Source organism: Sphingomonas sp. CFBP8993, from assembly GCF_034044895.1.
Taxonomy (GTDB): Bacteria; Pseudomonadota; Alphaproteobacteria; order Sphingomonadales; family Sphingomonadaceae; genus Sphingomonas.
Genome location: NZ_JAXCWU010000005.1, coordinates 297395 through 321860, shown reverse-complemented (window position 1 = coordinate 321860; position 24466 = coordinate 297395). Strand labels below are relative to the sequence as shown.

Genomic DNA, 24466 nt, shown 5'->3' with positions numbered 1-24466 from the left:
TACTGTACCGGCCGCCGTTACATTCGGCGGTCGCTGCACCAATGGCGGGAAAGCGCCGACGTTGCATGAACCTCAGCTAAACAGGAAAAACCGTTGCATGACGGCAACAGCCGGGACAGGTACGACGGGCCATGACCACCCGCCCCGCCCCGCCCGCACGCCCGACAGCCCGCAGGGGCCGCGACTATATCGCCCGGCATGGCGAGACGGTGTTCAACCGGATCGGACGCATCCAGGGCGACCGGGTCGAGCTTCACACGCCGCTGACCCGCAAGGGATTCGCGCAAGGAGAGGTGATCGGCAAAGTCCTGCACGACCGGCTGGGCGATGCGCCTGCGCTGACCTTATGGTCCTCGCCCGCGGGCCGCGCGCTTCAGACGCTGGCGGTGATCGCCGAGCATCTGACGCTCGACTGGCACGATACCATCCATGACGTCCGGCTGATCGAGCTGGGCTTCGGCAGCTGGGGCGGACAGCGTTTCGCCGATCTGGTCGCGACCCATGGCCCCATCGTCCATCAGCACGGCATGGCGGTGGCAGCACCGGACGGCGAAAGCTATGCGGCGATGGCGGCGCGGCTGTCCGACTGGCTGGCGGACACCGCCGAACATGACGGCGACCGGCTGATCCTGATGCACGGCCTGTCCAGCCGGGTGCTGCGCGGGCTGATGCTGGGGCTGCCCGACGATTCGCTGTGCGGCGTGCCGGTGGCCGAGCGCCTGCCGCAGGGGTCGATCGTGATGATCGAGGGCGGCGTGGAGATGGTGATCCACCGGGCCGCACCATGAAGCGGCTGGCGCTGTGCCTGGCACTGGTCGCCGCACCCGTCTTCGCGCGCCAGACGATCGGCATCTACAAGGGCTGGGGCGCGTTTCGCGATCCCGATCGCTGCTATGCCATTGCCAAGCCGGTGCTGGCGAATGGCCGGCCCGACGGATTCGCCAGTGTCGGCACCTGGCCCGCCAGGCGGTTGCGCGAATCCTTCCACGCCCATCTGAGCAGCCCGCGCGACCGCGCCGCGAGCGTGACGCTGGCGATCGGCGAGCGGCGCTTTCCACTGGTCGGCTCGGAGCGCGACGTCTGGGCCCCCGACGCCGCCACCGACCATGCGCTGGTCACCGCGATGCGCTCGGGCCGCAGCATGAGCGTCTCGGCGGTCGACCCACGCCGCCGCCCCTTCGCCGACACCTATGCGCTGGCGGGCGCGGCGGCGGCGATCGATGCGGCGACACTGGCGTGCGTGGGGTGAACTTCAATCCTCCCCGGCACGGGGAGGGGGACCATGCGCAGCATGATGGAGGGGGGATCGCCCCACGGGACACCCTGTGTGGAAGGCCCCCTCCGTCAGCGCTCCGCGCTGCCACCTGCCCTTGCAGGGGAGGATGGAAATCGCCGCGATTTTGCGCTATGGCTGCGAGATGCAGACAGTTTCGGCCGCCCTCATGCCCATTCCGGGGCACATCGATCCCGTGCCCGTCCCGCGCGGCGTGCAACCGCGTCCCGATGGTCGCGTCGACCTGATCGGCCTGACCAAGGACCAGTTGCGCGAGGCGTTGCTGTCGGGCGGCATGGAGTTGAAGCAGGCCAAGCTGCGCTCGAAGCAGATCTGGCACTGGCTCTATAATCGCGGGGCGGTCCGCTTCGCCGACATGACCGACATCGCCAAGGCGCAGCATCCCTGGCTGGAGGAACGCTTCGTCATCGGCCGTCCCGAGGTGGTCGAGGCGCAGGTGTCGAACGACGGCACGCGCAAGTGGCTGCTCCGCTCCGCCGACGGGCAGGATTACGAGATGGTGTTCATCCCCGACGCCGATCGGGGAACGCTGTGCGTGTCGAGCCAGGTCGGCTGCACGCTGAACTGCCGCTTCTGCCACACCGGCACGATGCGGCTGGTGCGCAACCTGACCGCGGGCGAGATCGTCGGCCAGGTCATGCTGGCACGCGACTCGCTTGGCGAATGGCCCAGCCAGCCCGAGGGGCGGATGCTGACCAACATCGTCATGATGGGCATGGGCGAGCCGCTGTACAATTTCGATGCGGTGCGCGATGCGCTGAAGCTGGTCATGGACGGCGATGGCCTGGCGCTGTCCAAGCGTCGCATCACCCTGTCGACCAGCGGCGTCGTCCCGATGATGGCGCGGGCGGGGGCGGAGATCGGCGTGAACCTGGCCGTGTCGCTGCACGCCGTGACCAAGGACGTGCGCGACGAACTGGTGCCGCTGAACAAGAAATACGGCATCGAGGAACTGTTGCAGGCGTGCGCCGACTATCCGGGCGCCAACAATGCCCGGCGCATCACCTTCGAATATGTGATGCTGAAGGACAAGAACGACTCGGACGCCGATGCGCACGAGCTGGTCCGTCTGCTGCGCCATTACGACCTGCCCGCCAAGGTGAACCTGATCCCGTTCAACCCCTGGCCCGGCGCCGATTACGAATGTTCGACGCCCGAGCGTATCCGTCGCTTCTCGGACATCGTGTTCGAGGGCGGCATCTCCGCACCGGTGCGCACTCCGCGCGGGCGTGACATCGATGCGGCGTGCGGCCAGCTCAAGACCGCCGCCGAGAAGAAGAGCCGCGCGCAGCTCGACCGCGAAGCGGAAGAGAAGTTCGCCGCGCTGGGTTAGGCATTGTCCTCCCCTGTAAGGGGAGGGGAACCAGCGAAGCTGGTGGAGGGGTGTCGCCGTTGGCGAGGAAACGGCCCCTCACGACCGGTGACACCCCTTCGTCAGGCCTTCGGCCTGCCACCTCCCCTTGCAGGGGTGGAATGTCTTCATGCGCTTGAACCATGGCCAGCCATGAGGCATTGCTGCCCAGCACCATGCGTTACGCCCTCCGATGATCGACTGGACCTTTTTCGCGCTCGCCGCCGCCGGGGGCTTTGTCGGCGGCGCGATGAACGCGCTGGCGGGGGGCGGGAGCTTCTCGACCATGCCGACGCTGATCGCGCTCGGCCTGCCCTCCACCATCGCCAACGCCACCTCCAACGTCGCTCTGCAACCCGCCGCGATGGCCAGCGTCTGGGCGTATCGCCAGGGACTGGAGCCGGTCATGGGGGTGACCATGCGCCGGATGGCGGCGCTGACCTTCGTCTTTGCCTTGGTGGGCAGCATCCTGTTGTTCCTGACGCCGCCGCGCGCGTTCGACCTGATCGTGCCCTGGCTGCTGCTGACCGCCACGCTGGCTATCGCGGGCGGGCGCCATGCCTCGGACTGGCTGGCACGGGTCGCCAGGCCGGGCCCACGCGCACTGATGGGCGCGCAGGCGGTGCTGGGCGTCTATGGCGGCTATTTCGGGGGCGGCATCGGCATGATGCTGACCGCCGCCTGGGGGTTGTTGTCGGGGCGTAACCCGGCGCAGCTGGCCGCGCCGCGCACGCTGATGCTGGCGACGGCCAACGCGGCCGCGACACTCGTCTTCGTCCTGACCGGCATGGTGGCCTGGGGTCCGTGCCTGCCGATGCTGGCGGGCGGCATCGTCGGCGGCTGGAGCGGCGCGCTGATCGGGCGCAAGCTGCCCGCCGGGCTGATCCGTGGCTGGACGCTGTTGCTGACCACGGTGACCACGGCGGTGTTCTTCTACCGGGGCTATATCACCTGACGAATGGGGGGCAGCACCCGGGCCAGCGGTGCGTCCCGTTCGGCGGCTAGCGCGCGGATAGCGATCTCTTCGGTGCGCAGCCGTGGCCGGATCATCTTGCCCAACTCGGCGGCACTCTGACGATAGCCGGACCAGTCGCGGATGATCGCATCGTTCGGCCAACGCGACACGAAGGCCGATATCTGTTGGCGATAGGCGGGCGTCGTCGCCTGCACCGCCAGCCATGCCGCGCCGCCGGAGGTATGGGCCAGCCGCTCGGCGGTCGGGTTGACGACATTCAGCATCCATGCCGTCCGCTCACGGCTGATCTTGGAAATCTGCCAGCGGACCTGGCTGATTGCGACCGGATCGGCCTCGATCGCGCCGCACAAGGTACGGTGATCGTCCATGGCGCGGGTGAGAGCATTGTGCAGTTCGAGCCATTGGTGGAGCATGGGCAAGGCCTTGGACAGTGGGAACCGCGTCCGGCCAACGGCGGGACAGGCGGTCCGTTTACAATGGCGGCGGAATCGGCCCACTCCCGGCCGTTCAACCTCGTCATCACGCCCCCGGAGCCCCCCTCGGCAACGGCGTGCGGCATCCTGCTATCCGATCATCGATTGCCTCCTGAGTTCATCGGTCGGTCTGACCGATGAACCTCAAGCAACCTTTAACGGCGGAGGATCACTTGCACCTTTCGTACCCTTAAGCCGCGTCGCGTGGATTAGGCCCTGAGCCCAGCCAGGTTGGACCGGCGTTCGAATGCCTCCAGCGCCCTGAAGAGTCATAGGCCGGCGCAGCGGTGAAGCGGTCATTAGCGGCGGCGATTGGCCGGGGTCGGAACGGCGGTCCCGACCCCGGCGCAGCAGCTTATCGGGCGGCGTCGCACTCGCCGATGCGGCGGCCTTCGGTGTGCACCTTCTGCGACATCGCATGGGCGCCCGACATCTCCATCTCCTGATCGGTGGTGAAGCTGGTTTCGGTAAAGGTGCCCTTCGTCTTACTGTGCATCGTCATGTCGCCGGGCATCTTGCAGGTCAGCTCGCTCTCCACCTTGCCGCCCGCAAAGGTCGAGCTGGTGACGGTGCAGTCCGACTGCGCACCCTTCAGCAGTTCGGCGGGGCCCTTGGCGGCCTGTTCGGCGGTCAGGCAGATACTGTTGGTCTGCGCCGGAGGCGTCGAGCTGACGCCCTTGGGCATGTCCTTCATCTTCAGGTCGCTGACCTGGGTCTTGACCTCCCACTTGCCGGGCTGGAGCTTGGCGACGGCCGAGCCCGCGCCGGTTTCGGTCTGCTTGACCTCGCCGGTCGCGGCGTTCGACGTGACCGTGGTCGAACCGGTCTTCTGGTCGCACGCCGCCAGCGTCAGGGCCGCGGTCGCCATCAGGGGAATGAACAATTTCATGCGTGTCTCTCCTCCATCGCCGGGCCTCATGCGTCATCGCGTACCCGACAGATGGAGAAGGATCGCCCTGGCGGGAAATTCGTTCCATCCCCGCATCGTATCGCTCAATCGGGTCGTCGCATCTCGAACCGGGCCGCCTCGGTCACCTCGAAATAATCGGCCGGGCCGCCACCGCGCAGGATCGGGCGCGCCCGTGCCGTCTGATAGACGCCATTGTCGATCAGGTCGGCCGCGATGTGGATGCCCACCGCCTCGCCGATCACCAGCCACTGGTCGAGTTCACGCCCCTCCTTCGTCTCCAGCCGGATCAGCTGGGTCAGGCGACATTCGAAGGAGACCGGGCTTTCCGCGACACGGGGTGCCGCCACCAGCTGCCCGTCCACGGCCGTCACGCCCGCCAGACCGAATTCGTCCACCTGTGCATCGACCGCCGCCGCGCTGGCGTTCATCGCGTCGGCCAGCGTCATGGTGGCGAGGTTCCAGGTGAACATCCGGGTCTCGGCGATGTTGGCCACCGAATCCTTCCACCCCTGCGACGAAAAGCCGATCAGCGGCGGGCGATAGTTGAAGACGTTGAAAAAGCTGTAAGGTGCCAGATTGTTGACGCCCGCGCCCGACCGGCTGCCGATCCAGCCGATCGGGCGCGGCGCGACGATCGCGTTCAGGGGATCATGCGCCAGCCCATGACCGTTGACGGGTTCGTAGAAATGCCAGTTGTCGATCATGGATGGTCACCGAAAGGGAGTTGGAATGGAAGCGGGAACGCCGACCGAGCCGGAAAGGGCCCCGCCAGGCTCACAGGAAACGCCGGGCACGGTCATCCGTCGCCATGGATGGGGGACACGAATCTGGCACTGGGTCAATGCGGTGGCGGTGCTGATCCTGCTGGGCTCGGGGCTGGGCATCTCCAACGCGCATCCCCGGCTCTATTGGGGGCGGTACGGTGCCAATTTCGATCCGGCCTGGCTGACGCTGCCGCATTTTCCAGCCTGGCTGACCATCCCGGCGCGGTACAATCTGGCGATCTCGCGGCGCTGGCACCTGTTCTTCGCGCTGGTGCTGGGCTTCGGTCTGCTCGCCTATATGATCGGCGGCCTCGTCAGCCGGCATTTCCAGCGCGACTTGCGCATCCGGGGCCACGAGCTGCGCCCGGCGGCGATCTGGGCGGATTTTCGGCGACATCTGGCCTTTCGCTTCCACGATCCGCGGGACCCGCGCGCCTATAACCTGTTCCAGAAGCTGAGCTATGCCGGGGTCCTGTTCGTCGCCCTGCCGCTGGCCATCCTGACCGGCATCGCGCTGTCGCCGGGCATGAATGCGGCCTGGCCCTGGGTACTGGAGGTGCTGGGCGGGCGGCAGTCGGCGCGCTCGATCCACTTCATCACCGCGACCGCGCTGGCGCTGTTCCTGATCGTCCACCTGGTCCTCGTCATCCTGGCGGGGCCGCTCAACGAATTGCGTTCCATGACAACCGGCCGCTGGAGGGTGCCCGAATGATCCGGCGTCGTACGATTCTGACCGGCGGAGCGGGGCTGCTCCTGGCGGGTTGTGACAAGATCATCGAGCAGCCGACCGCGCGCAAGATCCTGTTCGCGGGCGAGGACATGCACAAGGGCCTGCAACGCGCGCTGATGGATCGTGGCGCGCTGGCCCCCGAATATCGCCGCGACCAGATGTCGCCCTATTTCCGCACCAACGGCACCCGCAATCCCGGCACGCCGCAATATGCCGCCATGCTCGCCGACCGGTTCGAGGATTGGCGGCTGGCGGTCGGCGGGCTGGTCGGCAAGCCGCTGTCCCTGTCGCTGAAACAGATCGGCGAGTTTCCCGCGCGTCGCCAGATCACCCGCCATGACTGCGTCGAGGGATGGAGCGCGATCGGCGAATGGATGGGGCCGATGCTGGGCAATATCCTGAAGGCCGCCGATATCAGCACCCGCGCACGCTATGTCGTGTTCACCTGCGCCGACCTGTACGGCGGACAGCCCTATTACGAATCGCTCGACCTGATCGATGCCTTCCATCCCCAGACGATCCTGGCCTGGGGCATGAACGGACGCATGCTGGACGTCGGCCACGGCGCGCCGCTTCGCCTGCGGGTCGAGCGGCAGCTGGGGTACAAGCACGCCAAATACCTGATGCGGATCGATGCGGTCGAGAGTCTGACCAACATAGGTTTGGGCAAGGGCGGCTATTGGGAAGACCATGTCGATTATGACTGGTATGCGGGGATTTAAGACACTAGTCGGTGCCATATGGCGCTGATCGATCTCTTTCTGTCGCGCGCGGTCCGCAAGGGCCGCCTGTCCCTCACCCATCATGACGGCACCGTCCGCGAGTTCGGCACGCCCGAACCGGACTATCCCGATGTCGCGATCCGCTTCACTGACGCGCGCGTCGCCGGACAGATCGTCCGCAATCCCGCGTTGGCGGCGGGCGAATCCTTCATGGACGGCCGCCTGGTCGTCGAGAAGGGCGATGTCCGCGACCTCGTCGAACTACTGACCGCCAACGACAAATGGGAGGCGGGCCGCGCGAACCTGAATCCCTCGCGGTTCGTCCGGGCGGCGGGCGCGATCAAGCACCGGATCGACCGAATCAACATGGAGCGGCGGTCGAAGAAGAACGTCGCGCACCATTACGACCTTTCGGCCACGCTCTACGAACTCTTCCTCGACACCGACAAGCAATATAGCTGCGCGTACTTCACCGATCCGCAGAACGATCTGGAGCGGGCGCAACGCGACAAGAAGGCGCATATCGCGGCCAAGCTGGCGATCGAGCCGGGGATGCGGGTGCTCGACATCGGTTGTGGCTGGGGCGGCATGGCGCTGTACCTGCACCAGAAATGCGGTGCCGAGGTGCTGGGCGTCACCCTGTCCGAGGAACAGCTGAAGGTCGCGCGGGCGCGGGCCGAGGCATTGGGCGTGGCGGACAAGGTGAAGTTCGAGCTGATCGACTATCGCCGCGTCACCCCCGAGGCGTTCGGCGGGCGGTTCGACCGCATCGTGTCGGTCGGCATGTTCGAGCATGTCGGGCCGCCGCAATATCGCACCTTCTTCCGCAAGTGCCGCGACCTCCTCACCGAGGACGGCGTCATGCTGCTCCACACGATCGGGCGGCTGAACGGGCCGGGCGTCACCGACGACTGGACGACCAAGTATATCTTCCCCGGCGGCTACAACCCGGCCCTGTCCGAGATCGTCCGTGCGCAAGAGGGCCTGCGCATGTTCCTGACCGATGTCGAGGTGCTGCGCTGCCATTATGGCTGGACGCTCGACATCTGGTACGACCGGACGGTGGCGGCCAGGGACCGCATCGTCGAGCTGTACGACGAACGCTTCTATCGCATGTGGCTGTTCTATCTGGCGGGCGCAGGCGCGGCGTTCCGCAATGGCGGACTATGCAACTATCAGGTGCAGCTGACGCGTGGACGCCTGTCGGTGCCGGTCACGCGCGATTACATGTACGAGGGCGAACGCGCGCTGCGGGACGGCTGATCCTATTCCTCCCCTGCCAAGGGGAGGGGGACCAGCGAAGCTGGTGAAGGGGTATCCCGCAATCTAGGGGGGACACCCCTCCGTCAGGCTGACGCCTGCCACCTCCCCTGCCAAGGGGAGGAAAGATTTAGCGCGGTGCCAGTCGCCTTATATCCAGCACATCCACCCCGGCCAGCGTCACCGGGCCCAGGCGACCGCCCGTCTCGGCGATGATGCCCTCGGCGGTCGCGCGGACGCGGGTCCAGGGCAGTTCCTGCACCACCAGCCGCCGTCCGTGCAGCTTGACCGCCGCGACGCGCCCGTCCTGCGCCACCGCCAGCGCACCCTGCCCGTCCGCGCCGACCACGGCACCGGTCACGGCAAAGCCCGCCAGCGCAGCCTCGGCCGCCGCCGCCACATCCTCGGGCGAGCCGACGCGCCGGTCGCGACCACGGCGGAACAGCCACATGATGCCGCCCCCACAAAGGGCGACACCAATGCCCAGCCCGGCCAGTGCCCAGCCCGCCGTGGTGCCCGACAACAAGCCGCCGAGGGGCAAGGTCATCCGGCCGCGTCCGCCAGCGTTTCCAGCGTGGGGCGCAGGCCGGACAGGTCGTATCCCGCCGCTTCGGCCTGCATGACGATCAGTGTCGGGTTGCGCCCGGCCTTCGCCGCCGCCAGCGCCCAAAGGTTGCAGCTGCGCGTGCCCGACCGGCAATAGGCGAGCACCGGCCCCTTGGCCTCGACCAGCGCCTGGGTCATCTGGTCGACCATCTCGTGGCTGAACCCGCCCGGCGTCACCGGGATCGCGGTATAGGCCAAACCATGGTCCTCGGCGGCGGCGCGAATCGCATCGCCCGTCGGCTGGCCCGGCTCTTCGCCATCGGGACGGTTGTTGACGATCGCGGTATATCCCGCCGCCTTGATCGCAGCGACATCCTCGGGGAGGATCTGGGGAGCGACGGCGACGCTTTCGTTGAGTGGGCGGATCATGCAGCTCACCTATTCAATGGGCCGTTTCACCGCAACGGGTGGCGCAACCGGTTCTTCACAAAAGACGCATCAACCCGCGCATGGCTCCGCCCCCGGACGGAACATCCGGGCCCTCCCCTCGTCTGGCTTGCGAAGCATCGTTGAAAGGAGCCGCCCCATGTCGCTGATCGACCGCCGTCAGGGTCTTTGGGGCTTGGCCGTCCTCGGGCTTGCCTCGACACTGCCGCTTGCCTGGCGGCGTGCACAGGCCGCGACACCCGCCCGCGAACTGGCCGTGGTGGAAAAGGGTGCGGGGCGCGTCGCCTTCTACAGCGTGCCCGACGGGCGTCTGCTCGGCAGTGTTCCGCTGGGGTCCCAGCCGCACGAGATGGTCGCCGACTCGGCTGGCCGCTTCGCCTATGTCGGCGGCTATGGGGTCAAGGGCTGGCAGTTCGGCGGCGATGGCGGGCATCAGCTCTGGGTCATCGACCTAGCGACGCGCAAGCTGGCGCGCACCATCGACCTGTCGCCGCATCGCCGCTGGCACGGGATGCGACTGGACGCGAAGGGCCGCCTGTATGCGCTGTCCGAGAGCGACAGCCGCCTCGCCCGCTTCGACACCCCCGCCACCGCCCAGGGGCCGGACCGGATGATCCCGGTCGGCGGCGCACGCAGCCATTATTTCGTGGTGAAGGCGGACGGCAGTCGCGCCTTCGTCGCCGACACGATGAGCGGCCTGGTCATCATGATCGATCCCGACGACGCCAGCTTCGCCCCCGTCAAGCAGCATATCGGCACCGCGCCCGAAGGGCTGGCGCTGAGCCCCGACGAGCGCACCCTGTATGTCATCGACCGACCGGCGGGGGTTCTCCACGCGCTCGACGCGGCGACACTGCGCCCCCGCGCACGCACCACGCTGCGTGGCGAAGCGGTGCGGGTGGTGGTGCAGGCCGATGGTCGCCTGATCGTGTCCAACACCGCCGACAAGAGCCTGACCCGCCATTCGCCGACCACCCTGGCCGAGGAAGCACGCCTGCCGCTGCCCGCCGCCGCACCGGGGCTGAACCTGCCCGCCGGAGGGTCGATCCTCTATGCCGCGCTGGAGACCAACCGGATCGCCATCATCGACCTGGCGGCGTGGAAGATCACGGGCGGTTTCGCGACGGGCGACGCGCCCGACACCGCGGTCCTTCTGTAATGGCACCGGGCCTTTGCCTTGGCCCCGCTTTCCGGTAGCGGTGGACCGATGGCTGCCAAAATCTCCTGCGACGTCGCGATCATTGGCGCGGGCCTTGCCGGTGGCCTGATCGCGCTTGCGCTGAAGGCGCGCCACCCCTCGCTCGACGTGCGTCTGGTCGATGGGGCCGAGACGATCGGCGGCAACCACCTCTGGTCCTTTTTCGGCAGCGACGTCGCCAAGCGTGATCGCTGGATCGTCGAGCGGCTGGTCGCCCATGCCTGGCGCGACTACGACGTCGCCTTTCCGGCGCATTCGCGCACGTTGAACCAGACCTATTACTCGATCGAGAGCCATCGCCTCGACACCGAGGTCCGGCGCGCCCTGCCCCCGGAGGCGCTGATCCTGGGTCGCAAGGTGCTGGCCGTGTCGGCGACCGCCGCCGTCTTCGCCGATGGCGACCGGGTCGAGGCGACCGGCGTGATCGACGCGCGCGGGGCTGGCGACCTGTCCTTCCTGTCGTGCGGCTGGCAGAAGTTCGTCGGGCAGGAACTGCGCCTCGAACGGCCGCACGGCACGCCGCGCCCGGTGGTGATGGACGCCACCGTCAAGCAGCTGGACGGCTATCGCTTCGTCTATACCCTGCCTTTTACCGACGACCGGATCTTCGTCGAGGATACCTATTACTCGACCTCCGCCGAGCTGAACCGCCGCGCCATCGTCCAGCGGATCGAGCGTTATGCCGACAGCCGCGGCTGGACCACCGCCCAGGTGCTGCGCGAGGAAGCGGGCGTCCTGCCGGTCGCGATGGGCGGCGATTTCGACGGTTACTGGCGGAGCGGAGGCGCGCGGACACCCAAGGCCGGGATGCGCGCGGGGCTGTTCCATCCGACCACCGGCTATTCGCTGCCCGACGCGATCCGGATGGCCGCGATGCTGGCCGAGCGACGCGATTTCGCAGGCGTCGACCTGCACGACGCGACCTATCGCATGGCGCGCGACGCCTGGGACGCACGCGGCTTTTACCGTATGCTCGACACGATGTTGTTCAAGGCGGCAGAGCCCGATGAGCGATACCGCGTTCTCGAGCGTTTCTATCGTCTGTCGCCCGACCTGATCGGGCGTTTCTATGCGGGGCAATCGACCATGGCCGACAAGGCACGAGTTTTGACCGGACGGCCACCGGTGCCGATCCTTCGCGCCATCGCGGCGCTGCGAAGCCAGTCGGGAGGCCGCGCATGAAGAGCGCGGTCGTCATCGGATCGGGTTTCGGCGGGCTGGCGCTGGCCATCCGCCTGCAATCGGCGGGCGTGCAGACGACCATCGTCGAAGCGCGGGAGAAGCCGGGCGGGCGCGCCTATTATTGGGAACGCGACGGTTTCACCTTCGATGCCGGACCCACCGTCATCACCGATCCGGCCTGCCTGGAGGAACTCTGGGCGCTGACCGGCCGGTCGATGTCGGAGGACGTGCAGCTCGACCCGGTCCACCCCTTCTACCGGTTGAACTGGGTCGACGGCACCAATTTCGACTATAGCAACGACGACACCCAGCTGCGCGCCGAGATCGCCAAGCTGAACCCCGACGATATCGCCGGGTACGGCAAGTTCCTGGACTATGCCGAGGGCGTGTACCGCGAAGGTTATGAGAAGCTGGGCCATGTCGCGTTTCTCGACTTCGCCTCGATGATAAAGGCGGCGCCGGCGCTGGCGAAATACCAGGCGTGGAATTCGGTCTACGCCATGGTGTCGAAATTCGTGAAGTCGGAGAAGCTGCGCGAGGCGCTGTCCTTCCACACGCTGCTCGTCGGCGGCAATCCGATGACGACCAGCGCGATCTACGCCCTGATCCACAAGCTGGAGCGTGACGGCGGCGTCTGGTTCGCGCGCGGCGGCACCAACCGTCTGGTGGCAGGGCTCGTCGCGCAGTTCGAGCGGATCGGCGGCGTGATCCGCCTGGGCGATCCGGTGACTCGCATCGAGACGCTGGGCGACCGTGCGACCGGCGTCGTCACCAAGAGCGGCCTGACCATCCAGGCGGATGCGGTCGCGACCAATGCCGACATCATGCACAGCTATCGCGACCTGCTGTCCGACAACCGCTCGGCCCGGCGGACGGTCAACCGGCTGGAGCGCAAGCGGTATTCGCCGTCGCTGTTCGTCGTGCACTTCGGCATCAAGGGCGCATGGCCGGGCATCCCGCACCACATGATCCTGTTCGGCCCGCGCTATAAGGGCCTGTTGAGCGACATCTACGACACCGGCGTGCTGTCGGAGGACTTCTCGCTCTATCTCCACCACCCGACCGTCACCGATCCGAGCCTTGCGCCCGAGGGGCACTCGACCTTCTATGCGCTGGCCCCGGTGCCGCACATGGGGAAGTTCCCGATGAACTGGGACGAGGTCGGCCCGATCCTGGAAAAGCGCATCCTGGACGAGGTGGGTCGTCGCCTGATCCCGGATATCCACGAGCGGATCGTGACCAAGTTCCATTACGCGCCGTCGGACTTCGCGACGGACTTGAACGCACATATGGGCTCGGCCTTCTCTCTGGAACCGATCCTGACCCAGAGCGCCTATTTCCGGGTCCACAACCGCGACGATTCGATCCCGAACCTGTATTTCGTCGGGGCTGGCACGCATCCCGGCGCGGGTATTCCGGGCGTGGTCGGTAGCGCCAAGGCGACCGCCGGGTTGATGCTGGAGCGGCGTTAAGGCCAAGGGTGTCGTGTTTTGCGAGGGTGGATTGTCCTCGCGGATGGGGACACCCCTCCGTCAGGCCTGCAGCCTGCCACCTCCCCTTACAGGGGAGGAATAACCGACCTCTTGGTTCACGGCATCGAGCGGATCAATACTCCCACCATCCGTTCCGCCTGAGCGAAGTCGAAGGCCAAGGGATGACTTCTCCTCACGCCTAGTGGTGATCGGGGGGCGTGGCCTTCGACTTCGCTCAGGCTGAACGGATGTGGACAGATAGGCATCGAATTTAGTCTTTCTACTAATTAGCCAATCTGCTAAACACCATCCATGGACCCGGTGTTCGAAGCCCTCGCCCATCCCACGCGCCGCGCCATCCTGGAGATGTTGCGCGGCGGGGGCCTGTCGGCGGGGGTCATTGCGGATGCCTTCGACGTGTCACGCCCCACCATGTCCGCGCATTTCGCCAAGCTGAAGGCCGCCGGGCTGATCCAGGCCGAGCCGCAGGGTACGACGATCATCTACACACTCAACCTGTCGATGCTGGAACAGGTGGTCATGGGATTCATGACCCGGCTCGGCGTCGGCGAGGAGAAGGAGGGCATGTCATGTCGTTCCGTCCGCTGATCGTCGCCTCCGCCCTGGTGTCGGGCGGCATGGCACTGGTCTCCGCCATCGCGCTAGGCAAGCTGCCGCCGGGGACGATGCTGCCGATCCATTGGAACGCCGCCGGTCAGGCGGACCGGTTCGGCGAAGCGGGCTATGCGCTGTTCCTTCCCGTCGCCCTGACCATCGGCGTCTCCGCGATCCTGGCGGCGACACCCCGGATCGAGCCGTTGCAGGAAAATCTGGCAGGCAGTGCGCCGTTGCTGCGTACCGTCTGGGCCGGGTGCCTGGCGCTGTTCGTCGGGGTGGAGGCGATGGTCGCGGGCCCCGCCCTCGGCTGGACGCCCTCCGCCACCCTGATTCCGGTCGCGATGGGGCTGTTCCTGATCGCGATCGGCAATACGCTTCCCAAGTCGCGACCGGGCTTCTTCATCGGCATCCGCACGCCCTGGGCGATCATGGATACCGACAACTGGATCGCGACGCATCGGCTGGGCGGATGGCTGTTCGTCGGCGCGGGGCTTGTCGTGATCCTCGGCACGCTGCTGCCCATCGGCGACGATGCGAAGACCGGCATGGTGCTGTCCGCGATCCTGACGGCGGCGGTCGTGCCGTTCCTGTTTTCCTACATGCACTGGCGGGCCAGGCATCCACGCTGAACCGGGTTCGAAGGGGGATTTCCATGCCGTTGATGACGCTGTTCGCCGCCCTGCTCGCCGCCGCCACGCCGATGGCCGACCGCGATATATCCGCGCCCGGCCCCCAGGGCCTGCTGAAGGGAAGTTGGACCGGACCCGAAGGAGCACAGGTGCCGGTCGTGCTGATGATCCCCGGATCCGGCCCGACCGACCGCGACGGCAACAATCCACGCGGCCTGAAGGCGGCCTCGCTCCGGTTGCTGGCCGAAGGACTGGCCGCCAGGGGCATCGCCAGCGTGCGGATCGACAAGCGCGGCATGTTCGCCAGCGCCGGGGCCGTGCCCGATCCCAACAAGGTGACGATCGACGATTATGCCGCCGATGCGCGCAGTTGGATCACCGCGATCCGCGCCAAGACCGGCGCGCGCTGCGTGTGGTTGCTGGGCCATAGCGAGGGCGGGACGGTCGCACTGAGCACCGCCGCCGCCAGCGCCGATGGGTTGTGCGGCGTCATCACCGTCTCCGCCCCCGGCCGTCCGCTGGGCGAGGTGATCCGCGCGCAGATCCACGCCAACCCCGCCAACGCACCGCTGCTGGCCGAGGCCGACCGCGCGATCGACTCGCTGGAGGCCGGGCGCACCTTTCCGGGCACCGGGCTGACCCCGCCGCTGCCGATGCTGTTCGCCGATCCGATCCAGCCCTTCCTCATCAACGCCTTTGCCAAGAACCCGGCCAGGCTGGCCGCCGCCGTCATCAAGCCGATGCTGATCGTGCAGGGCGAGGCCGACCTGCAGGTGACGGTCGAGGATGCGCAAAAGCTGAAGGCCGGTCAGCCCAGCGCAACGCTCGTCCTGCTGCCCGGGGTCAGCCATGTGCTGAAGGTCGTGGAGGGTGACAGCCGGGGTGCCAATCTGGCGACCTATGCCGACCCCAACCTGCCGATCGCGCCGGGCGTCGTCAGCGCGGTGGCGGAATTCGTCGAGAAACATCCGAATCGGTAATAGACCGGATCGGTCATGATCCCGACATGATTGCCGATGATTGTTACCCGGTCGTCACGACACCGGGAGAGATCATGATGCGCCGTTCCTTCGCCTGCCTGTTGCTGGCCACGCTCACGGCCGCGACGACGCCCCCGGCCGAGCGGGAGATCGCGCCGGACGGCAAGGCGACGCTGTCGATCAACGGCACGGCGCGCACGGTTCGGATCGATCCGGCCGCGCCGGGGATTCCCATCATCACCAAGGACTTTGCCGAGGCGGCAGGCATGAAACCGGGCATGATCGAGGTCGAGTTCAGGGTCGGCCCCACCCGGATCGACGGCAAGACGGCCGTGGCGCAGATCCAGACAGGCACCGGCGCGCCCTATAAGCGGCGCATCGCCTTTGCCGACCGTCCCTTCGCGCCGGGTTTCGACGGTGTCTTCGGCCCGGCCAGCCTTCCCGATCCGGTCGTTCGCTTCCACCTGCGCGACCCCCAGCCGGGCGAGCGCATCACCACCCTGCCGATGGTCGGCGGCGGCGGCCTGTTCGGCGACTGGGGTTCACGCTATGTCGTCGTTCCGATCGAGGGCGAGCCCATGCGGGTGATGCTCGATCCCCATGACGCGCAGAGCAGCACCAATGCGGGCGGCGCGGTACGGCTGGCGCGCGCCTATCGCGGCCAGTTGACCGGCGCGACGACCCAGCAGGAGGTGGCCTTCGGCATCGCGCGCCCGCTGCGCAAACTGGTGTTGCAGACGCCGGTCGCGATCGGTCCGTTCGTGATGACCGAACTCAACGTGCGCACCGTCGACTTCGGCAGCACCGCGACCATCGCCGATGCGGACGCGCCGGGCGACCCGGACGAGGTGGTGGTGACCGGCAAGGGCAAGCATGATCCGAAGAAGGACTGGCTGTCGATCGGCGCGGACCAGCTTCGCCGCTGCTCGTCGATCACCTTCGACAAGCCCGCCAGGCAGGTGCGGTTGAGCTGCCTGTAACGGCGTTCCTCCCCTCCCAGGGGAAGAGCGCATCACGCCAGCACCGCATCCTCGTCAGCGGCTTCGACCTCGGCGGCCTGGCGCGCCCACATCTCGGCGTACAGGCCGCCCTTCGCCAGCAATTCGCCATGCGTGCCGCGCTCAGCCACCTGGCCATCGTCGAGCACCACGATCTGGTCGGCATGGACGATCGTCGACAAGCGGTGCGCGATGACCAGCGTGGTGCGGCCCCGCTCGATCGCCTGCAGCGTCGCCAGGATATCCGCCTCGGTCCGGCTGTCGAGCGCGCTGGTCGCTTCGTCCAGGATCAGGATCGGCGGGTTCTTCAGCAGGGTGCGGGCGATCGCCACCCGCTGCTTCTCGCCACCCGACAGCTTCAGCCCGCGCTCGCCGACCCGCGTCGCATAACCCTGCGGCTGGCGTTCGATGAAATCGGCGATCGCCGCGCCCTTCGCGGCGCGCTCGACATCGGCCTGGTCGGCGCCCTCGCGACCATAGGCGATGTTGTAGCCGATCGTCTCGTTGAACAGCACCGTGTCCTGCGGCACGATACCGATCGCCGCGCGCAAGCTGTCCTGGGTAACGGCCGCGATCGGCTGTCCGTCGATGGTGATCGCGCCCTCCTTCGCCTCGTAGAAGCGGTAGAGCAGCCGCGCGAGCGTGGACTTGCCCGCACCCGAAGGGCCCACCACCGCGCAGGTCGTGCCCGCCGGAATGTCGAGGCTCAGCCCCTTCAGGATGGTCCGATCGGGGTCGTAGCCGAACACGACATGGTCGAACCGGACATTCCCGCCGGTCACGCGCAATGGTGGGGCCCCAGGCGCGTCGACGACCTCCGCGGGCGTGTCGATCAGGTCGAACATCGCCCCCATGTCGATCACCCCCTGACGGATGGTGCGGTACACCATGCCAAGCAGGTCGAGCGGCCGGAACAACTGCGACAACAGCGTCGACACCAGCACCACGTCACCCGCCGATGCCGCACCCTTGCTCCATTCGCGCACGACCCAGGCCATGGCGAAACCCAGCATCAGGCTGGTGATCAGCGCCTGCCCGACGTTCAGCCAGGCGAGCGAATTCTCCGACTTGGTGGCGGCCCGTGCATAGGCGGCGACGCCGTTCTCGTAGCGCCGGGCCTCACGCTCCTCGGCATTGAAATATTTCACCGTCTCGAAATTCAGCAGCGAGTCGACCGCATGGGCGACCGCGCCGGTATCCAGGTCGTTCATCTGCGTGCGCAGCGCATTGCGCCAGTCGGTCACCTTGCGGGTGAAGCCGATATACAGGACGACCATCACCATCGTCGTGACGACCAGGACGGGCCCGAAACTGCGCCCGAAGATGGTCAGCACCAGCGCCAGCTCCAGCACCGTCGGCGCGATGTTGAACAGGAGGAAATACAGCATCGTGTCGATGCTCTTGGTCCCGCGCTCGACCACCTTGGTGACCGCGCCCGTCCGCCGCTCGAGATGGAAGCGCAGCGACAGGCGGTGCAGGTGACGGAACACGTCCGCCGACAGCCGCCGGGTCGCGTCCTGCCCGACCATCTCGAACACCGCGTTGCGCAGGTTGTCGAACAGCGTCGTCGCGAACCGCGCGCCCGCATAACCGACGACCAGCAGGATCACGAGGGTCAGCGCGCCCCGGTCTCCCCCCGCCATCCGGTCGACCGCATATTTGAACGTATAGGCCGCCCCCAGCACCTGGACGAGCTTGGACAGGACGACCAGCGCCATCGCGCCGACGATCCGCACCCGCAGCACGGGCTCCCCAGCGGGCCAGAGATAGGGAAGAAAGCGCCGGAGCGTCGGGATCAGCGGCCGATCGGGCGAACCGGCGGTGGGGTCGATAGGGGGCATGTTTCCCCCATGTCGGACGAAGCGCCGTCAACTTCAATGGGAACTTGACCGACGCAAAAGGCAAGAGGCCCTGCGGACGGCCATCCGAAGCCCGGAACAACCTGGCGCATGGCCACGTTTCACCTTCAACTGGAGGCGGTTAGATGGAACCGATTTTCTACGTGATGGCGATCCTGGGCTGCGGCGACGGCAGCATCGATTGCACCGAGGCGCGCATGGTCCCCGCCCGTTACCAGACGATGGCACAATGCCGCGCCGACCTTGCCAACCGCATCGCCGCGAACACCGACGTGCCCTATCCGGTAATCGGTGCCGACTGCCGCCGGATGGGCGCGCAGATGGCCAAGGCAGAGCGCAAGCCGCTCAAGGGTTGAGGGGCAATCTTCGGGTGTGCACTTCGACTTCGCTCAGGCTGGACAGAGGCCCGAGCTTACCGCGGCCGGGTCCATAGCGTCGGATCACGCGGTTCGATCCGCATCTTCCCCCGCCGCGCCGCCTGGATGCTCGCCCGCGTCATGAAGCCCAGTTTTTCCAGCTTGCCGGTCCCCACCCGCACGTCCCAGGCCCCTCGCCCGCGCCGTGCGACCTTGCGCCCGATCGCGCCGTAGATCGCCGCCGCCGACAGCACCGCCCAGGCCGAGCGATAGGACAGAGCGGGCGTCCCCATCCGCGCGCTCGCCTCGAACGTCGCCGCGCGGTCGGTCAATCGCCGCGCCAGCGCGCTCAGCCCCGGCCGATGCGAGGGCGCCATGATCGCATCGGGCGCGATGCTCTTATAGGCCAGCCACTGGCGCGGCAGATAATGCCGCCCCGCGCCCGCATCCTCGGCGATGTCGCGTGCGATATTAGCCAGCTGAAATGCCATGCCCAGGTCACAGGCGCGGTCGAGCGTGGCCTCGTCATCGGGTGACACGCCCATCGTCACCGCCATCATGCAGCCGACGACACCCGCGACATGATAGCAATAGCGGTAGAGATCCTCCTCGGTCTCCGGCCGCCAGTCCTCGGTATCCAGCGCGAAGCCCGCGATCAGGTCGCGAGGCCAGCGATGCGGCATCCCTGTCTCCGCCACCACGACGCGCAGCGCATCGAAGGCCGGATCGCCGACCACCTGCCCGGCCAGCGCCTTCTCGGTCTTTTCGGTCAGCTCGATCAGCCGCGCGGGCGCATCGGCCACCCGCGTCATGCCATGACCGTGATCCTGCCCATCGGCGATATCATCGCAGCGACGGCACCAGGCATAGAGCAGCCAGGCGCGCGCACGCGTCTCGGGATCGAACAACAGGCTGGCCGCCGCAAAGCTCTTCGAGCCCTTGGCGATCGAGGCCCGCGCCGCCGCCACCAGCGCATCGCGCTCGGTCGGGACGGCGGTGTCGCTCACAGGTCGTCCGCGTTCATGCGCACGATCGGCTGGGTCGGCACATGCGCCCCCATCCGGTCGAGCAGGCCGTCGAGCGTGCTATCGACGATCAGCAGATCGCGGTGCTGCGGCCGCAGGAAACCGACCTCGCCCATCTTGTCCCAGAAGGCGACGAGATGATCGTAATAGCCACCGGTGTTGAGCAGCCCGACAGGATCGGCATGATAGCCCAGCTGCGCCCAGCTCAACGCCTCCCACAGCTCGTCCATGGTGCCGGTGCCGCCCGCGATGGTGATGAACCCGTCGGACAGGTCGGTGAACGCCTTTTTGCGTTCGTGCATGCCCGGCACGACATGCAGTTCGGTCAGACCGCGATGCGCGACCTCGGCATCGACCAGCGCCTGCGGGATGATGCCGATCACCTCGCCACCGGCCTCCAGCGCCGCATCCGCCACCGCGCCCATCAGGCCCAGCCGCCCGCCGCCATAGACGACGCCGATTCCCCGCTCCGCCAGCCCGCGCCCGACGGCACGCGCAGTCTCGATATATTGGGGGTCGGAGGGGGTCGCCGACCCGCAGTAAATGGCCAATCGCTTCATGCGGCAAGCGCTAGGCCATGGGGCCGGGTGGGGCAAGCGGGGTTGCGGCCTGTCGAACGACACGCCGCGTCGCGCCGCGACTTTTGCCTATAGCATCCCGGTATCGCGCAGCCACTGCACGGCCTGTCCCGGCCATTCCCGCGTGACCGGAGCATTGTTCGGCCGCATCCCGAACGCATGGCCTCCCCTGGCATAAAGGCGCATGTCGACCGGCACCCCCGCATCGTTCAACGCCAGCGCATAGGCCATGGGCTGGCGGATATTGTCGGTGGGATCGTTCATCGCATGGATGATCAGCGTCGGCGGCGCCTTGGGGCTGATCTTCACCCAGGGCCTCAACTCCAGGCTGTTCCGCCCCTTGCTGTCGTCCAGCATCCGCGCGGTATAGGCGACGATCGCGAAGTCGGGGCGCGGCGACAGCCGGTCGGCAGCGTCCCGCAGCGGATAGGTGCGCGCATCCGTGTTGCTCATGTTCGCGACGAGATAGGCTCCGGCCGAAAAGCCGATCGCGCCGATCCGGTGCGGATCGATACCATAAGCGGAGGCGCTTTCGCGCAGCAATCCCATGGCGCGCTGGGCATCTTCCAGGCCGAGCACTATCCCGGGCCGCTGCTGCCGCCCATCGACCCTCGGCCAAACTTGCGGCGTCCGGTATTTCAGCATGGCGCAGGTCATCCCCTGACGAACCACCCAGTCGCAGATCTCGGTGCCTTCCAGATCGGTCGCCACGGCATAAAAGCCCCCGCCCGGTATGACGAGCATCGCCGTACCGGTGTTTCGCCCGCGAGGACGATAAAGGGTCATCGTCGGACGCGTGACGTAACTTGCCCAATGCCACTTCCGGCCACCGACCAAGGGGGAACCGTTGCCCGTTGCCTCGGGATGATCGCCGCTGTCGGGCTTGGCCAGCGGCACATCGGCGGCCCAGAGCGGTATCTGCGTGCCGCCGTCGGTCGGCTGCCACACGCCCTCGCGCTCCACCTTGGGCACCGCGACCGGCTTTTCGACCTGACCGGGCATGTTCCCGGCGAAACCGATCATGAGAAAAGGGGCGATCCATCCAAACCGCGTCACTTCCGTATCTCCCGCGCCGTGATACGGCCCCTCCGGCCGCATCGCCGGAGGCTTTGCTATCGGCCGGTGACGACATCGACAAAGCATGCATTATCGGGGCAGATCGGAATTTATCTCATGGCGTCGCCCATGGAAAAAGGGCGGCGCGGACCCGCCGCACCGCCCCTTTCGGACGCTGGTAGCCCGGCTTACTTGCCGCGCAGCGTGTTCAGGATCGCGAGGCCCAGTACACCACCCAGCGCCGCCGAGGCGAAGGGGCGATCCTTCACGAACTGACGCGCCTGGTCCAGCAGCGGACGAACCGACTGGTCGACGCTGGTCTTGGCATCGCCGAACGCCTTTTGCGCCTTGCCGCCCAGCTGCTCGCCCTTGCCCTCGGCTTCCATGGTCTTGTCGCCCAGCATCGCGCCCATGCCCTGCTTCACCTTGCCGCCGAAGTCGGTGGCCGCACCATTCATCGTGTCGGTGTTCATGGAACATCTCCTCTTTCGGTTTCGGAATACGGAGGTTCAGAACCCCCGGAGAGGGCGGATGTTTCCAGGTATCGTCATACTATCGACGCCCGGCGCTTCCTGCCCGGTCGGCCGCGTCTCCAAACGCTCGAAAACCGCCCCCCGCCCTTTCCCCGCCCCGACACCCTCGCTACATGCACGCCGATGGTCGTCGACCCCCTTGCCAAGCTCCACGAAGTTTTCGGGTACAACCAGTTCCGGGGTGTGCAGGAACAGGTGGTCGACCGCGTGCTGAACCGCCAGCGGACGCTGGCGGTGATGCCGACCGGTGCGGGCAAGTCGCTCTGCTATCAGCTGCCCTCGGTGATGATGGAGGGGTGCTGCGTCGTGGTCAGCCCGCTGATCGCGCTGATGCACGACCAATTGCGCGCGGCCGAGGCGGTCGGCATCCGCGCCGCCACGCTGACCAGTGTCGACCAGAACCGGGCCGAGACGATCGCCCGCTTCCGCGACGGCCAGCTCGACCTGTTATACGTCGCGCCCGAGCGCGCTTCGTCCGGGCATTTCCGCGAACTGCTCGGCTCCGCCCCGCTCAGCCTGTTCGCGATCGACGAGGCGCACTGCGTCAGCGAATGGGGCCACGACTTCCGCCCCGACTATCGCCTGCTCGAACCGTTGATGGATGCCTTTCCGGAGGTGCCCCGGCTCGCGCTGACCGCGACCGCCGACGCGCATACCCGCGCCGACATCGCCAAGCAGCTGGGCATCCCGGTCGAGGGGATGATCGTCTCGGGCTTCGACCGGCCCAATATCCGCTATGCGATCAGCCCCAAGGCCAATGTGAACCAGCAGATCGCGCGGGTGGTCGCCGACACGCCCGGCCCCGGCATCGTCTATGCCCAGACGCGCGCCGCGACCGAGAAGCTGGCCGAGGCGCTGGCGCGGACCGGCCGCCCGGTGCGGGCCTATCATGCCGGGCTCGATCCCGCCGTGCGCGCGAAGAACCAGGCCGATTTTGTCGCGTCCGAGGACATGGTGATCTGTGCCACGGTCGCCTTCGGCATGGGCATCGACAAGCCGGACGTCCGCTTCGTCGCCCATGCGGGCCTGCCAAAATCGATCGAGGCCTATTATCAGGAAACGGGGCGTGCGGGGCGTGATGGCGATCCCTCTGTCGCCCATCTGTTCTGGGGGGCCGACGACTTCGCCCGCGCAAGGCAGCGCATGGCCGAGGTCGAACCCGAGCGACAGGCGGGCGAGCGGACCCGGTTGGCCGCGCTGGGGGCGCTGGTCGAGACGGGCGGGTGCCGCAGGCGGATCCTGCTGCGCCATTTCGGCGAGGACCTGCCCGAGGATTGCGGCAACTGCGACAACTGCCTGGGGTCGCCCGACGCAGTCGATGCGACGACCACCGCGCAGAAATTCCTCTCCGCCGTGTTCCGCACCGGCCAGATGTTCGGCGCGGGATATATCGAGCAGGTGCTGACCGGCCAGTCGAACGAGCGCAGCCTGATGAACGGGCATGAGGCGCTGTCGGTGTGGAATATCGTGTCGGGCGACGAGGTCGCGCTGTTGAAGCCCGTCCACCGTGCGCTGCTGCTGCGCGATGCCCTGCGCACCAATCCTCATGGCGGGCTGGAATTCGGCCCCGCCGCGCGCGCGCTGATCAAGGGCGAGGCGCGGTTGTCACTGGTCGTGCCCCCCAAGCGCGAGAAGAAGGGTCGCCGTGCCGCGCCGGTTGCCGCCAATCCGGCCGACAATCCGCTGTTCGAGGCGTTGCGCGCCAAGCGCCGCGAGCTGGCGCAGGAAGCCGGGGTACCGCCTTACGTCATCTTCCACGATTCGGTGCTGCGCGACATGGCGGCCCAGAGGCCCACCGGCCGCGCGGCGCTGTCGCTGCTGTCGGGCATCGGCGCGCGCAAGCTGGATGCGTATGGCGAGGCGTTTCTGGCGGTGATCCGCGACGCGAACTAAGCTGCGGCGCATGAGCGCCCCGACCCTGACCACCGAGCGGCTGACCCTGCGCGGCCATCACCCCGACGATCTCGACGCGCTGGCCGCGATGTGGGCCGACCCGGCGGTGTACGGGATGATCGGCGGCAAGCCGCGTGCGCGCGAGGATGTGTGGATTCGCCTGTTGCGGTCGGTCGGCTGCTGGACGGTGTTCGGATATGGCGCCTGGGTGGTGTGCGACCGCACGACCGGCACAGTGCTGGGCGATATCGGCCTGCTCGAGTCGCGGCGTGCGATCGCGCCCGAGCTGACCGTGCCCGAGGCGGGGTGGACGCTGGTCCCGGCGGCGCAGGGCAAGGGCTATGCGGGCGAGGCCATGCGCACGGTGCTCGGCTGGGCGGAGGCACAGGGGATCGAGCGGACCTGCTGCATCATCGATCCGGGGAATATGGCTTCGATCCGGCTGGCGGAGAAGCTGGGTTACGGCGCGCCGGTCGAGGGGGTCTATCACGACCGGGCGATCCTGATTTTCCACCGGGGGTGATCCTCCCCTTGCCCAACCTCCGTTCGCACTGAGCGAAGTCGAAGTGCACGGGATGCGCTCGCCGACAGAGTGAGGCGTAGGCTTCGACTTCGC

27 protein-coding genes are annotated in these 24466 nt (G+C 67.3%); 17 read left to right on the top strand and 10 right to left on the bottom strand.

The window, feature by feature from the left end:
* Positions 1-131 precede the first annotated feature (131 nt).
* The 4 genes from SOM26_RS12650 to SOM26_RS12635 all read left to right on the top strand — a co-directional run bounded on the left by SOM26_RS12650 (position 132) and on the right by SOM26_RS12635 (position 3600).
* Positions 132-788, top strand: coding sequence for a histidine phosphatase family protein (locus SOM26_RS12650; RefSeq protein WP_320453080.1), 657 nt, complete (start codon positions 132-134; stop codon positions 786-788).
* Complete coding sequence (locus SOM26_RS12645; RefSeq protein WP_320453079.1) at positions 785-1249, top strand: hypothetical protein; 465 nt, start codon at positions 785-787, stop codon at positions 1247-1249. The genes SOM26_RS12650 and SOM26_RS12645 overlap by 4 nt, the downstream gene beginning before the upstream one ends.
* 169 nt (positions 1250-1418) lie before the next feature.
* Positions 1419-2627 (top strand): dual-specificity RNA methyltransferase RlmN, encoded by a 1209-nt coding sequence (rlmN, locus tag SOM26_RS12640; protein WP_320453078.1) that lies wholly within the window; start codon positions 1419-1421, stop codon positions 2625-2627.
* Between the two features lie 211 nt (positions 2628-2838).
* Positions 2839-3600 carry a sulfite exporter TauE/SafE family protein gene (locus tag SOM26_RS12635; protein ID WP_320453077.1) on the top strand — a complete coding sequence of 254 codons (762 nt, stop codon included), beginning with the start codon at positions 2839-2841 and terminating at the stop codon, positions 3598-3600.
* Here the strand turns inward: SOM26_RS12635 and SOM26_RS12630 are convergent.
* The 3 genes from SOM26_RS12630 to SOM26_RS12620 form a co-directional block, all read right to left on the bottom strand.
* Positions 3588-4034 (bottom strand): hypothetical protein, encoded by a 447-nt coding sequence (locus tag SOM26_RS12630; RefSeq protein WP_320453076.1) that lies wholly within the window; start codon positions 4032-4034, stop codon positions 3588-3590. The genes SOM26_RS12635 and SOM26_RS12630 overlap by 13 nt on opposite strands.
* 415 nt (positions 4035-4449) lie before the next feature.
* Positions 4450-4983 (bottom strand): DUF3617 domain-containing protein, encoded by a 534-nt coding sequence (locus SOM26_RS12625; RefSeq protein WP_320453075.1) that lies wholly within the window; start codon positions 4981-4983, stop codon positions 4450-4452.
* Between the two features lie 104 nt (positions 4984-5087).
* A complete protein-coding gene (locus tag SOM26_RS12620) occupies positions 5088-5708 on the bottom strand; it encodes a flavin reductase family protein (RefSeq protein ID WP_320453074.1) in 621 nt (206 codons plus the stop codon).
* Positions 5709-5733: 25 nt separating this feature from the next.
* Between SOM26_RS12620 and SOM26_RS12615 the strand changes: the two genes are divergently transcribed.
* Genes SOM26_RS12615 through SOM26_RS12605 form a run of 3 tightly spaced genes read left to right on the top strand, consistent with a single transcriptional unit; the run spans position 5734 to position 8483 of the window.
* A complete protein-coding gene (locus SOM26_RS12615; RefSeq protein WP_320453073.1) occupies positions 5734-6480 on the top strand; it encodes a cytochrome b/b6 domain-containing protein in 747 nt (248 codons plus the stop codon).
* Positions 6477-7220 (top strand): molybdopterin-dependent oxidoreductase, encoded by a 744-nt coding sequence (locus SOM26_RS12610; protein WP_320453072.1) that lies wholly within the window; start codon positions 6477-6479, stop codon positions 7218-7220. The genes SOM26_RS12615 and SOM26_RS12610 overlap by 4 nt, the downstream gene beginning before the upstream one ends.
* A gap of 18 nt (positions 7221-7238) precedes the next feature.
* Positions 7239-8483 (top strand): class I SAM-dependent methyltransferase, encoded by a 1245-nt coding sequence (locus SOM26_RS12605; RefSeq protein ID WP_320453071.1) that lies wholly within the window; start codon positions 7239-7241, stop codon positions 8481-8483.
* 127 nt (positions 8484-8610) lie between these two features.
* On the opposite strand, the gene SOM26_RS12600 is transcribed toward SOM26_RS12605, so the two are convergent.
* The gene (locus SOM26_RS12600; protein ID WP_320453070.1) at positions 8611-9027 is read right to left on the bottom strand and encodes a hypothetical protein; all 417 of its coding nucleotides are present in this window, start codon (positions 9025-9027) and stop codon (positions 8611-8613) included.
* Positions 9024-9455: a protein tyrosine phosphatase family protein gene (locus SOM26_RS12595; protein WP_320453069.1), complete on the bottom strand. Its 432-nt coding sequence runs from the start codon at positions 9453-9455 to the stop codon at positions 9024-9026. The genes SOM26_RS12600 and SOM26_RS12595 overlap by 4 nt, the downstream gene beginning before the upstream one ends.
* Before the next feature lie 157 nt (positions 9456-9612).
* On the opposite strand from SOM26_RS12595, the gene SOM26_RS12590 reads away from it, so the two are divergent.
* From SOM26_RS12590 to SOM26_RS12560, 7 genes are all read left to right on the top strand, one after another.
* The gene (locus tag SOM26_RS12590; protein WP_320453068.1) at positions 9613-10632 is read left to right on the top strand and encodes an NHL repeat-containing protein; all 1020 of its coding nucleotides are present in this window, start codon (positions 9613-9615) and stop codon (positions 10630-10632) included.
* 48 nt (positions 10633-10680) lie between these two features.
* Entirely contained in the window at positions 10681-11853 is a 1173-nt protein-coding gene (gene crtY / locus SOM26_RS12585) for a lycopene beta-cyclase CrtY (protein WP_320453067.1), read from the top strand.
* A complete protein-coding gene (locus SOM26_RS12580) occupies positions 11850-13325 on the top strand; it encodes a phytoene desaturase (RefSeq protein ID WP_320453066.1) in 1476 nt (491 codons plus the stop codon). Before crtY ends, SOM26_RS12580 begins: the two co-directional genes overlap by 4 nt.
* Positions 13326-13637: 312 nt before the next feature.
* Positions 13638-13934, top strand: a complete 297-nt coding sequence (locus SOM26_RS12575; RefSeq protein WP_320453065.1) for an ArsR/SmtB family transcription factor — start codon at positions 13638-13640, stop codon at positions 13932-13934.
* Positions 13916-14572 (top strand): SdpI family protein, encoded by a 657-nt coding sequence (locus SOM26_RS12570; protein WP_320453064.1) that lies wholly within the window; start codon positions 13916-13918, stop codon positions 14570-14572. Before SOM26_RS12575 ends, SOM26_RS12570 begins: the two co-directional genes overlap by 19 nt.
* 23 nt (positions 14573-14595) lie before the next feature.
* Positions 14596-15552: an alpha/beta hydrolase gene (locus SOM26_RS12565; protein WP_320453063.1), complete on the top strand. Its 957-nt coding sequence runs from the start codon at positions 14596-14598 to the stop codon at positions 15550-15552.
* 74 nt (positions 15553-15626) lie between these two features.
* Positions 15627-16532, top strand: a complete 906-nt coding sequence (locus tag SOM26_RS12560; protein ID WP_320453062.1) for a hypothetical protein — start codon at positions 15627-15629, stop codon at positions 16530-16532.
* Between the two features lie 32 nt (positions 16533-16564).
* Here SOM26_RS12560 and SOM26_RS12555 read toward each other — a convergent pair whose 3' ends face one another.
* A complete protein-coding gene (locus SOM26_RS12555; RefSeq protein WP_320453061.1) occupies positions 16565-18391 on the bottom strand; it encodes an ABCB family ABC transporter ATP-binding protein/permease in 1827 nt (608 codons plus the stop codon).
* A gap of 143 nt (positions 18392-18534) precedes the next feature.
* On the opposite strand from SOM26_RS12555, the gene SOM26_RS12550 reads away from it, so the two are divergent.
* Complete coding sequence (locus tag SOM26_RS12550) at positions 18535-18765, top strand: hypothetical protein (RefSeq protein WP_320453060.1); 231 nt, start codon at positions 18535-18537, stop codon at positions 18763-18765.
* 56 nt (positions 18766-18821) lie between these two features.
* On the opposite strand, the gene SOM26_RS12545 is transcribed toward SOM26_RS12550, so the two are convergent.
* The 4 genes from SOM26_RS12545 to SOM26_RS12530 form a co-directional block, all read right to left on the bottom strand.
* A complete protein-coding gene (locus tag SOM26_RS12545) occupies positions 18822-19772 on the bottom strand; it encodes a phytoene/squalene synthase family protein (RefSeq protein WP_320453059.1) in 951 nt (316 codons plus the stop codon).
* Positions 19769-20350, bottom strand: a complete 582-nt coding sequence (locus SOM26_RS12540; protein ID WP_320453058.1) for an LOG family protein — start codon at positions 20348-20350, stop codon at positions 19769-19771. Before SOM26_RS12540 ends, SOM26_RS12545 begins: the two co-directional genes overlap by 4 nt.
* A gap of 87 nt (positions 20351-20437) precedes the next feature.
* Positions 20438-21391, bottom strand: a complete 954-nt coding sequence (locus tag SOM26_RS12535; RefSeq protein ID WP_320453057.1) for an alpha/beta hydrolase — start codon at positions 21389-21391, stop codon at positions 20438-20440.
* 221 nt (positions 21392-21612) lie between these two features.
* Complete coding sequence (locus SOM26_RS12530) at positions 21613-21897, bottom strand: CsbD family protein (protein WP_320453056.1); 285 nt, start codon at positions 21895-21897, stop codon at positions 21613-21615.
* A 183-nt stretch (positions 21898-22080) separates the two neighbouring features.
* On the opposite strand from SOM26_RS12530, the gene recQ reads away from it, so the two are divergent.
* Both recQ and SOM26_RS12520 read left to right on the top strand, forming a co-directional pair.
* Positions 22081-23850, top strand: a complete 1770-nt coding sequence (gene recQ / locus SOM26_RS12525; RefSeq protein ID WP_320453055.1) for a DNA helicase RecQ — start codon at positions 22081-22083, stop codon at positions 23848-23850.
* A gap of 10 nt (positions 23851-23860) precedes the next feature.
* Positions 23861-24373, top strand: coding sequence for a GNAT family N-acetyltransferase (locus SOM26_RS12520; RefSeq protein ID WP_320453054.1), 513 nt, complete (start codon positions 23861-23863; stop codon positions 24371-24373).
* Positions 24374-24466: the final 93 nt, after the last annotated feature.

Bases quoted from the DNA above. Each gene is read 5' to 3' on its own strand.
- SOM26_RS12560 (WP_320453062.1), top strand. From the start codon at position 15,627: ATGATGCGCCGTTCCTTCGCCTGCCTGTTGCTGGCCACGCTCACGGCC.
- SOM26_RS12635 (WP_320453077.1), top strand. From the start codon at position 2,839: ATGATCGACTGGACCTTTTTCGCGCTCGCCGCCGCCGGGGGCTTTGTC.
- SOM26_RS12605 (WP_320453071.1), top strand. From the start codon at position 7,239: ATGGCGCTGATCGATCTCTTTCTGTCGCGCGCGGTCCGCAAGGGCCGC.
- SOM26_RS12550 (WP_320453060.1), top strand. From the start codon at position 18,535: ATGGAACCGATTTTCTACGTGATGGCGATCCTGGGCTGCGGCGACGGC.
- rlmN (WP_320453078.1), top strand. From the start codon at position 1,419: ATGCAGACAGTTTCGGCCGCCCTCATGCCCATTCCGGGGCACATCGAT.
- SOM26_RS12630 (WP_320453076.1), bottom strand. From the start codon at position 4,034: ATGCTCCACCAATGGCTCGAACTGCACAATGCTCTCACCCGCGCCATG.
- SOM26_RS12540 (WP_320453058.1), bottom strand. From the start codon at position 20,350: ATGAAGCGATTGGCCATTTACTGCGGGTCGGCGACCCCCTCCGACCCC.
- SOM26_RS12625 (WP_320453075.1), bottom strand. From the start codon at position 4,983: ATGAAATTGTTCATTCCCCTGATGGCGACCGCGGCCCTGACGCTGGCG.
- SOM26_RS12615 (WP_320453073.1), top strand. From the start codon at position 5,734: ATGGAAGCGGGAACGCCGACCGAGCCGGAAAGGGCCCCGCCAGGCTCA.
- SOM26_RS12575 (WP_320453065.1), top strand. From the start codon at position 13,638: ATGGACCCGGTGTTCGAAGCCCTCGCCCATCCCACGCGCCGCGCCATC.
- crtY (WP_320453067.1), top strand. From the start codon at position 10,681: ATGGCTGCCAAAATCTCCTGCGACGTCGCGATCATTGGCGCGGGCCTT.
- SOM26_RS12590 (WP_320453068.1), top strand. From the start codon at position 9,613: ATGTCGCTGATCGACCGCCGTCAGGGTCTTTGGGGCTTGGCCGTCCTC.
- SOM26_RS12565 (WP_320453063.1), top strand. From the start codon at position 14,596: ATGCCGTTGATGACGCTGTTCGCCGCCCTGCTCGCCGCCGCCACGCCG.
- SOM26_RS12555 (WP_320453061.1), bottom strand. From the start codon at position 18,391: ATGCCCCCTATCGACCCCACCGCCGGTTCGCCCGATCGGCCGCTGATC.
- recQ (WP_320453055.1), top strand. From the start codon at position 22,081: ATGGTCGTCGACCCCCTTGCCAAGCTCCACGAAGTTTTCGGGTACAAC.
- SOM26_RS12595 (WP_320453069.1), bottom strand. From the start codon at position 9,455: ATGATCCGCCCACTCAACGAAAGCGTCGCCGTCGCTCCCCAGATCCTC.
- SOM26_RS12620 (WP_320453074.1), bottom strand. From the start codon at position 5,708: ATGATCGACAACTGGCATTTCTACGAACCCGTCAACGGTCATGGGCTG.
- SOM26_RS12645 (WP_320453079.1), top strand. From the start codon at position 785: ATGAAGCGGCTGGCGCTGTGCCTGGCACTGGTCGCCGCACCCGTCTTC.
- SOM26_RS12610 (WP_320453072.1), top strand. From the start codon at position 6,477: ATGATCCGGCGTCGTACGATTCTGACCGGCGGAGCGGGGCTGCTCCTG.
- SOM26_RS12580 (WP_320453066.1), top strand. From the start codon at position 11,850: ATGAAGAGCGCGGTCGTCATCGGATCGGGTTTCGGCGGGCTGGCGCTG.
- SOM26_RS12530 (WP_320453056.1), bottom strand. From the start codon at position 21,897: ATGAACACCGACACGATGAATGGTGCGGCCACCGACTTCGGCGGCAAG.
- SOM26_RS12650 (WP_320453080.1), top strand. From the start codon at position 132: ATGACCACCCGCCCCGCCCCGCCCGCACGCCCGACAGCCCGCAGGGGC.
- SOM26_RS12535 (WP_320453057.1), bottom strand. From the start codon at position 21,391: ATGATCGGTTTCGCCGGGAACATGCCCGGTCAGGTCGAAAAGCCGGTC.
- SOM26_RS12520 (WP_320453054.1), top strand. From the start codon at position 23,861: ATGAGCGCCCCGACCCTGACCACCGAGCGGCTGACCCTGCGCGGCCAT.
- SOM26_RS12600 (WP_320453070.1), bottom strand. From the start codon at position 9,027: ATGACCTTGCCCCTCGGCGGCTTGTTGTCGGGCACCACGGCGGGCTGG.
- SOM26_RS12570 (WP_320453064.1), top strand. From the start codon at position 13,916: ATGTCGTTCCGTCCGCTGATCGTCGCCTCCGCCCTGGTGTCGGGCGGC.